This is a genomic window from Citrobacter sp. S46_ASV_140, from assembly GCF_018919545.1.
Classification (GTDB): domain Bacteria; phylum Pseudomonadota; class Gammaproteobacteria; order Enterobacterales; family Enterobacteriaceae; genus Citrobacter; species Citrobacter braakii.
The window spans coordinates 1-6,624 of the sequence record NZ_JAHLRC010000160.1 but is presented as its reverse complement, the minus strand read 5'-3'; the positions used below and the strand labels follow the sequence as shown (position 1 = coordinate 6,624).

General features: G+C 50.8%; 8 protein-coding genes. 6 read left to right on the top strand and 2 right to left on the bottom strand.

Annotation, left to right across the window (positions count from 1 at the left end; genetic code table 11):
* Window positions 1-221: 221 nt before the first annotated feature.
* The 4 genes from rplU (at window position 222) to cgtA (ending at window position 3,091) form a co-directional block, all read left to right on the top strand.
* Window positions 222-533 carry a 50S ribosomal protein L21 gene (rplU, locus tag KQJ19_RS21530; protein ID WP_003025032.1) on the top strand — a complete coding sequence of 104 codons (312 nt, stop codon included), beginning with the start codon at window positions 222-224 and terminating at the stop codon, window positions 531-533.
* A 19-nt stretch (window positions 534-552) separates the two neighbouring features.
* The gene (rpmA, locus tag KQJ19_RS21525; protein WP_003025030.1) at window positions 553-810 is read left to right on the top strand and encodes a 50S ribosomal protein L27; all 258 of its coding nucleotides are present in this window, start codon (window positions 553-555) and stop codon (window positions 808-810) included.
* A gap of 127 nt (window positions 811-937) precedes the next feature.
* Window positions 938-1,903, top strand: a complete 966-nt coding sequence (locus KQJ19_RS21520) for a DMT family transporter (protein ID WP_049040918.1) — start codon at window positions 938-940, stop codon at window positions 1,901-1,903.
* Window positions 1,904-1,918: 15 nt separating this feature from the next.
* Window positions 1,919-3,091 (top strand): Obg family GTPase CgtA, encoded by a 1,173-nt coding sequence (gene cgtA, locus KQJ19_RS21515; protein ID WP_016154676.1) that lies wholly within the window; start codon window positions 1,919-1,921, stop codon window positions 3,089-3,091.
* 95 nt (window positions 3,092-3,186) lie between these two features.
* Here the strand turns inward: cgtA and dacB are convergent, their stop codons facing one another.
* Entirely contained in the window at window positions 3,187-4,620 is a 1,434-nt protein-coding gene (dacB, locus tag KQJ19_RS21510) for a serine-type D-Ala-D-Ala carboxypeptidase (protein WP_216404113.1), read from the bottom strand.
* Between the two features lie 248 nt (window positions 4,621-4,868).
* Between dacB and greA the strand changes: the two genes are divergently transcribed.
* Complete coding sequence (gene greA, locus KQJ19_RS21505; RefSeq protein WP_016154674.1) at window positions 4,869-5,345, top strand: transcription elongation factor GreA; 477 nt, start codon at window positions 4,869-4,871, stop codon at window positions 5,343-5,345.
* A 153-nt stretch (window positions 5,346-5,498) separates the two neighbouring features.
* Here the strand turns inward: greA and yhbY are convergent, their stop codons facing one another.
* Window positions 5,499-5,792, bottom strand: a complete 294-nt coding sequence (gene yhbY, locus KQJ19_RS21500; protein ID WP_003025016.1) for a ribosome assembly RNA-binding protein YhbY — start codon at window positions 5,790-5,792, stop codon at window positions 5,499-5,501.
* 125 nt (window positions 5,793-5,917) lie between these two features.
* Here yhbY and rlmE point away from each other — a divergent pair, with 125 nt between their 5' ends.
* On the top strand, window positions 5,918-6,547 hold the full coding sequence (gene rlmE / locus KQJ19_RS21495) for a 23S rRNA (uridine(2552)-2'-O)-methyltransferase RlmE (RefSeq protein ID WP_003025015.1): 630 nt from the start codon (window positions 5,918-5,920) through the stop codon (window positions 6,545-6,547).
* Window positions 6,548-6,624 lie beyond the last annotated feature (77 nt).

The following is a 6,624-nucleotide window of genomic DNA, read 5'->3' as shown; positions in this document are numbered from 1 at the left end:
GTATCGGAAGGTAACGTCGGGTTTAGGGTTATAAATATATGCTGATTGTACTGAAAAAACGCCATAGATAAACGTTACCGTACGTGTTGTGTTTTTTTTCTTCATGTATTGACGTAGCACTTGTCAAAGGCTCGCGTTTTGCGTAATATTCGCGCCCTATTGTGAATATTTATAGCGCACTCTGAATCATCAAAAAGGTGTGCGCGGAAGCGGAGTTTTTTATGTACGCGGTTTTCCAAAGTGGTGGTAAACAACACCGAGTAAGCGAAGGTCAGACCGTTCGCCTGGAAAAGCTGGACATCGCAACTGGCGAATCTGTTGAATTCGCAGAAGTTCTGATGATCGCAAACGGTGAAGAAGTCAAAATCGGCGTTCCTTTCGTTGATGGCGGCGTTATCAAAGCTGAAGTTGTTGCTCACGGTCGTGGCGAGAAAGTTAAAATTGTTAAGTTTCGTCGTCGTAAACACTACCGTAAGCAGCAGGGCCATCGTCAGTGGTTCACTGATGTAAAAATCACTGGCATCAGCGCTTAAGTTAAGGGGAGCAGATTAAATGGCACATAAAAAGGCTGGCGGCTCGACTCGTAACGGTCGCGATTCAGAAGCTAAACGTCTGGGCGTAAAACGCTTCGGCGGTGAAACAGTTCTGGCTGGTAGCATCATCGTTCGTCAACGTGGTACTAAATTCCACGCTGGTTCCAACGTTGGTTGCGGCAAAGACCACACTCTGTTTGCTAAAGCAGACGGTAAAGTGAAATTTGAAGTGAAAGGCCCGAAAAACCGTAAATTCATCAGCATCGTTGCTGAATAAGTTTTTCGCGTCCCGGTAACGGATAAAAGCCCCGCAACACGTTGCGGGGCTTTTTACATTCGACGGCCGGTAAATACGCTCGTCGCGCCGTGATAACCCGGAAACGAGCCCTTGCAGGGAATACGGCATGAAGCAGCAGGCAGGTATTGGTATTCTGTTAGCACTCACAACGGCAGTATGTTGGGGCGCTTTGCCAATAGCGATGAAGCAAGTGCTGGAGGTGATGGAGCCTCCTACCGTGGTGTTCTACCGTTTTTTAATGGCAAGCATTGGCCTTGGCGCTATTCTTGCGGTTAAAAAAAAGCTCCCTCCGTTGCGTATTTTTCGCAAAGCGCGTTGGCTGATCCTGTTGGCTATCGCTACCGGTGGGTTGTTCGGTAACTTCATTCTGTTTAGTTCATCCTTGCAATATTTGAGCCCAACGGCTTCGCAGGTTATCGGTCAGCTGTCACCGGTTGGTATGATGATTGCCAGCGTCTTTATCCTAAAAGAAAAGATGCGCGGTACGCAGGTGATTGGCGCCATTATGCTTCTGAGCGGTCTGGTTCTGTTTTTTAATACCAGTCTGATCGAAATTTTTACCCGTCTCACCGATTACACCTGGGGCGTTATCTTTGGTGTTGGTGCGGCGATGGTCTGGGTGAGCTATGGGGTCGCGCAAAAGGTGTTATTGCGCCGCCTGGCATCACCGCAGATCCTGTTTTTACTGTACACTTTATGTACGATTGCGTTGTTGCCGTTGGCTAAACCCAGTGTCATCACGCAGCTCAGTGACTGGCAGCTGGCATGCCTTGTATTCTGCGGCCTGAATACGCTGGTAGGATACGGTGCTCTCGCGGAAGCGATGGCGCGTTGGCAGGCGGCACAGGTGAGCGCCATTATTACGCTCACTCCGCTGTTTACGTTGTTATTTTCAGATTTATTATCACTGGCCTGGCCCGATTTCTTCGCCAGACCGATGCTAAACCTATTAGGTTATCTCGGTGCGTTTATCGTGGTTGCGGGCGCGATGTATTCCGCCATTGGTCATCGAATTTGGGGCGGTTTACGTAAGCATGAAACGGTGGTTTCGCAGCCCCGCTCAGGCGAATGATTTACGGAGAGTAAAATGAAGTTTGTTGATGAAGCATCGATTCTGGTCGTTGCAGGTGATGGCGGTAATGGTTGCGTCAGCTTCCGCCGCGAAAAGTACATCCCAAAAGGCGGTCCGGACGGTGGAGACGGTGGTGATGGTGGTGACGTTTGGCTGGAAGCCGACGAAAACCTGAACACGCTGATTGATTACCGTTTTGAAAAATCATTCCGCGCGGAACGTGGACAGAATGGCGCGAGCCGTGATTGCACCGGCAAGCGTGGTAAAGATGTCACGATTAAAGTGCCTGTAGGTACGCGTGTAATCGATCAGGGCACGGGCGAAACCATGGGCGACATGACCAAACACGGTCAGCGTCTGATGGTCGCTAAAGGCGGCTGGCACGGTCTGGGCAACACCCGTTTCAAATCCTCGGTCAACCGTACTCCGCGTCAGAAAACGATGGGTACACCGGGCGATAAACGCGATCTGATGCTGGAGCTGATGCTGCTGGCGGACGTGGGGATGCTGGGCATGCCAAACGCCGGTAAATCGACGTTTATCCGTGCGGTGTCCGCGGCGAAGCCGAAAGTCGCTGACTATCCGTTCACCACCCTGGTTCCGAGCCTGGGTGTGGTGCGTATGGACAACGAAAAGAGCTTCGTAGTTGCCGACATTCCGGGTCTGATTGAAGGCGCGGCTGAAGGCGCAGGCTTGGGTATCCGCTTCCTGAAACACCTGGAACGCTGCCGCGTACTGCTACACCTCATTGATATCGATCCGATTGACGGTTCCGATCCGGTTGAAAATGCCCGTATCATTATTGGCGAGCTTGAAAAATACAGCCAGGATCTGGCGTCTAAACCGCGTTGGTTAGTGTTCAACAAAATTGATTTGCTGGACAAGGCTGAAGCGGAAGAGAAAGCGAAAGCGATCGCCGAAGCGTTAGGCTGGGAAGGTAAATATTACCTGATCTCCGCCGCCAGCCAGTTGGGCGTGAAGGATCTCTGCTGGGATGTGATGACCTTTATCATCGAGAACCCGATTGTTCAGGCGGAAGAAGCGAAACAGCCAGAGAAAGTCGAGTTCATGTGGGATGATTATCACCGCCAGCAACTCGCTGAAGTCGAAGACGAAGCAGAAGATGATTGGGATGACGATTGGGACGAAGACGACGAAGAAGGCGTTGAGTTCATCTACAAGCGTTAATCACATTAAAAACCCCGGCCATGTTGCCGGGGTTTTGTTTCCAGGTTTCAGAAGGCCGGATTAGGTGCGTTAGCGCTGCCATCCGGCAAACATACTCAGTTATTCTGATAAATATCCTTGTATAACCGGCTCTCGAAGCGGACCAGTGGAATACGGCGATTACGCTGATCAGCTGGCTCTACAGCATAACCAGACAGATACTGCACAAATGCCATGCGCTGACCGCTTGCCGTGGTGATGAAGCCTGCCAGGTTATAGACCCCCTGCAGTGAGCCTGTCTTCGCCGATACTTTGCCATCTACGCCAGCCTGATGCAGACCCGCACGGTATTGCAAAGAGCCGTCATGGCCTGCCAGCGGCAGCATGGTGATAAAGTTCAGCTCGTTATCGTGCTGAGCGATATATTGCAGCACCTGCATCATGGTCGCTGGGGCAATCAGGTTATGGCGCGAGAGACCAGAACTGTCGGCAATAATGGTGTTGCCGATATCAATACCCGCTTGCTGACGCAGAATCTGGCGTACGGCATCAGAACCTGCTCGCCAGGTACCTGGCACGTTAAATCGTGCATGGCCAATCATACGGAAAACGGTATCGGCAATCATGTTGTCCGATTTTTTCAGCATAATCTTAAGCAGGTCGTGCAGCGGCGCCGACTGCTTACTGGCTACCACGGTCCCCGGCTCGTTGACCAGCGTCTGGCGCAGCAGAGTCCCGCTGTAAGTGATACCGGCTTGTTTTAGCTCATCTTTGATAATCGCCCCGGCATAGCTGGCGCCGTCCTGAATAGCGAATGCCAGCGGCAGCGGATCGGCTCGTTGGGGCAGACATCCGGTCAACGTAAAGCGGTTGAGATCGCCTGGAACCACGTCCAGTTCACAATATTGCGCTTCGGCAGAGCCACGAGCGAGAGTACGCACCTGACTGAACATGGTGACCGGGTAGTAAGATGCCACGCGGATAAAGGCGAGATCGTTAGGTTTTTGCGCGCTATAGAGTGAAACCGAGAAACAGTTACGATCGACAATAGCCGCCGCGGGCGGTGCGCTAAAACACTGCGTCATGTCGTTCCAGGGCCAGCCAGGCGCTTTATCATGACTGGCGAAAATGGAGGTGTCGATCATGACATTTCCGGCAATTTGCGTCACGCCTGATTTTTTCAGGGTTGCCACCATATTGCGAATATCCTGACGTTTTAGCGTCGGATCGGCACCAAATCGCGCCACTAAGTCACCTTTCAAAACGCCGCCTTCCACGTTGCCTTTAGTCTCAAGCGTGGTGGTAAAACGAAAGTCAGGCCCGAGCTGAATCAATGCCGCCAGCGCGGTGATCACTTTCTGTGTACTGGCCGGCAGCGCCATCTGCTGGCTATGGTAATCAATAGCAGGAGCAGGTGCGCCAACCTTCTGTACCATAAGGGCGAGGTTGGCCCCGGCAGGGAGCTGATTGATATACTCGTCGACGTTCGCAGCCTGAACGCTGAACGCTATACTGGCAGTCAATCCAATGGTAAATCTGGAAAATCGCATAATCTCGCGCTAACAACCTGGAAACAGGCCGTCATACTACGGCGCAACGCCCCAAAAAGTAAACGATGACCCATAGGGAACTCCAGGGTAAAATGATCATCAAATAGAGAATTGTAGCTGACCTGGGACCCTGATCCCCGGGTCGGTATTTTTTTGCTTCTGACTCTGGCATGGCGTATGCCAGAGTGGGCTTAGCAGCCGGGGTGAGAGCAGCCGCCCCCTACAGGAATGTTCAAGAGGTATAACAAATGCAAGCTATCCCAATGACCTTACGTGGTGCTGAAAAACTGCGCGAAGAACTGGATTTTCTGAAATCGGTGCGCCGTCCTGAAATCATTGCCGCTATCGCAGATGCGCGCGAGCATGGCGACCTGAAAGAAAATGCAGAGTATCACGCGGCGCGCGAACAGCAGGGTTTCTGCGAAGGGCGCATTAAAGATATCGAAGCTAAACTGTCCAACGCGCAGGTTATCGACGTCACAAAAATGCCGAACAATGGTCGCGTAGTTTTCGGCGCGACGGTTACCGTGCTGAATCTCGATAACGACGAAGAGCAGACCTGGCGTATTGTCGGCGATGATGAAGCCGATTTTAAACAGAACCTGATTTCGGTGAACTCGCCTATTGCTCGTGGCCTGATCGGTAAAGAGCAGGATGACGTGGTGGTTATTAAAACGCCGGGCGGTGAAGTTGAATATGAAGTAACGAAGGTAGAATACCTGTAATTCGCATCTTGGTTAAGATGTTGATACATTGTAAAGAAAGGAAAAAGGCCGCATAGCGGCCTTTTATCAACGAAGAGAGCGTGGCATTTTGCTCTCCTGCTAGCGGAAAATCCCGCGTTTTACACAAACTTCGTGTGCAACTTTGGGATATTCTTAGCGTGGCAGCGAGATTTTACGTTCTTTAGTCGGGCGATACAGTACCAGCGTTTTACCGATGACCTGTACATTGCAGGCGCCGGTTTCGCGTACGATAGCTTCCACGATCAAGGTTTTAGTATCGCGATCTTCCGAGGCGATTTTCACCTTGATAAGTTCATGGTGCTCTAACGCTTGTTCAATCTCGGCCAGTACCCCTTCGGTCAAACCATTGTTGCCAAGCATAACTACAGGCTTGAGCGGATGTGCCAGACCTTTCAGGTGCTGTTTTTGTTTAGTACTCAGATTCATCGTATATTTTTGCTTACGTTGGGATTGAAAACGGGTCATTCTACCGCCATCTCCCATATATCGCCAAATAGCTGTGTAGAAATTTACACCATTGGTTACGATGAACTGCCCTTTGGGAATGTGAAATGACAGGTAAAAAGCGTTCTGCCAGCTCGAGTCGCTGGCTTCAGGAACACTTTAGCGATAAATATGTTCAGCAGGCGCAGAAAAAGGGGTTACGTTCCCGTGCCTGGTTTAAACTTGATGAAATACAGCAAAGTGACAAAATTTTTAAACCGGGGATGACGATTGTTGATCTCGGTGCTGCACCCGGTGGCTGGTCGCAATATGCGGTTACGCAGATCGGCAACACTGGCCGCATTATCGCTTGCGATCTTTTACCTATGGATCCAATCGTTGGTGTGGACTTCCTTCAGGGCGACTTTCGTGATGAATTAGTCCTGAAAGCGTTACTTGAACGCGTAGGTGACAGTAAAGTACAAGTTGTCATGTCTGATATGGCGCCAAATATGTGTGGAACACCGGCGGTGGATATTCCCCGGGCCATGTATCTGGTAGAGCTGGCGCTTGGAATGGCTCGTGATGTATTAGCGCCAGGTGGTAGTTTTGTAGTGAAGGTGTTCCAGGGCGAAGGCTTCGATGAGTATCTAAGAGAGATTCGCTCCCTGTTTACGAAGGTCAAAGTTCGTAAGCCGGACTCTTCTCGCGCCCGTTCGCGTGAAGTGTATATTGTAGCGACCGGGCGTAAACCATAACCGGTAGATTTCAAACGAAAGTTTGAAAGAAACTGGATATAGAGTATCCTGACGCTGTTTTTAACACAGTTGTAATA

Excerpts from the sequence above, each read along its gene's own strand:
- yhbY (WP_003025016.1), bottom strand. The coding sequence starts at position 5,792 with ATGAATCTGAGTACTAAACAAAAACAGCACCTGAAAGGTCTGGCACAT.
- greA (WP_016154674.1), top strand. The coding sequence starts at position 4,869 with ATGCAAGCTATCCCAATGACCTTACGTGGTGCTGAAAAACTGCGCGAA.
- rpmA (WP_003025030.1), top strand. The coding sequence starts at position 553 with ATGGCACATAAAAAGGCTGGCGGCTCGACTCGTAACGGTCGCGATTCA.
- KQJ19_RS21520 (WP_049040918.1), top strand. The coding sequence starts at position 938 with ATGAAGCAGCAGGCAGGTATTGGTATTCTGTTAGCACTCACAACGGCA.
- rplU (WP_003025032.1), top strand. The coding sequence starts at position 222 with ATGTACGCGGTTTTCCAAAGTGGTGGTAAACAACACCGAGTAAGCGAA.
- rlmE (WP_003025015.1), top strand. The coding sequence starts at position 5,918 with ATGACAGGTAAAAAGCGTTCTGCCAGCTCGAGTCGCTGGCTTCAGGAA.
- cgtA (WP_016154676.1), top strand. The coding sequence starts at position 1,919 with ATGAAGTTTGTTGATGAAGCATCGATTCTGGTCGTTGCAGGTGATGGC.
- dacB (WP_216404113.1), bottom strand. The coding sequence starts at position 4,620 with ATGCGATTTTCCAGATTTACCATTGGATTGACTGCCAGTATAGCGTTC.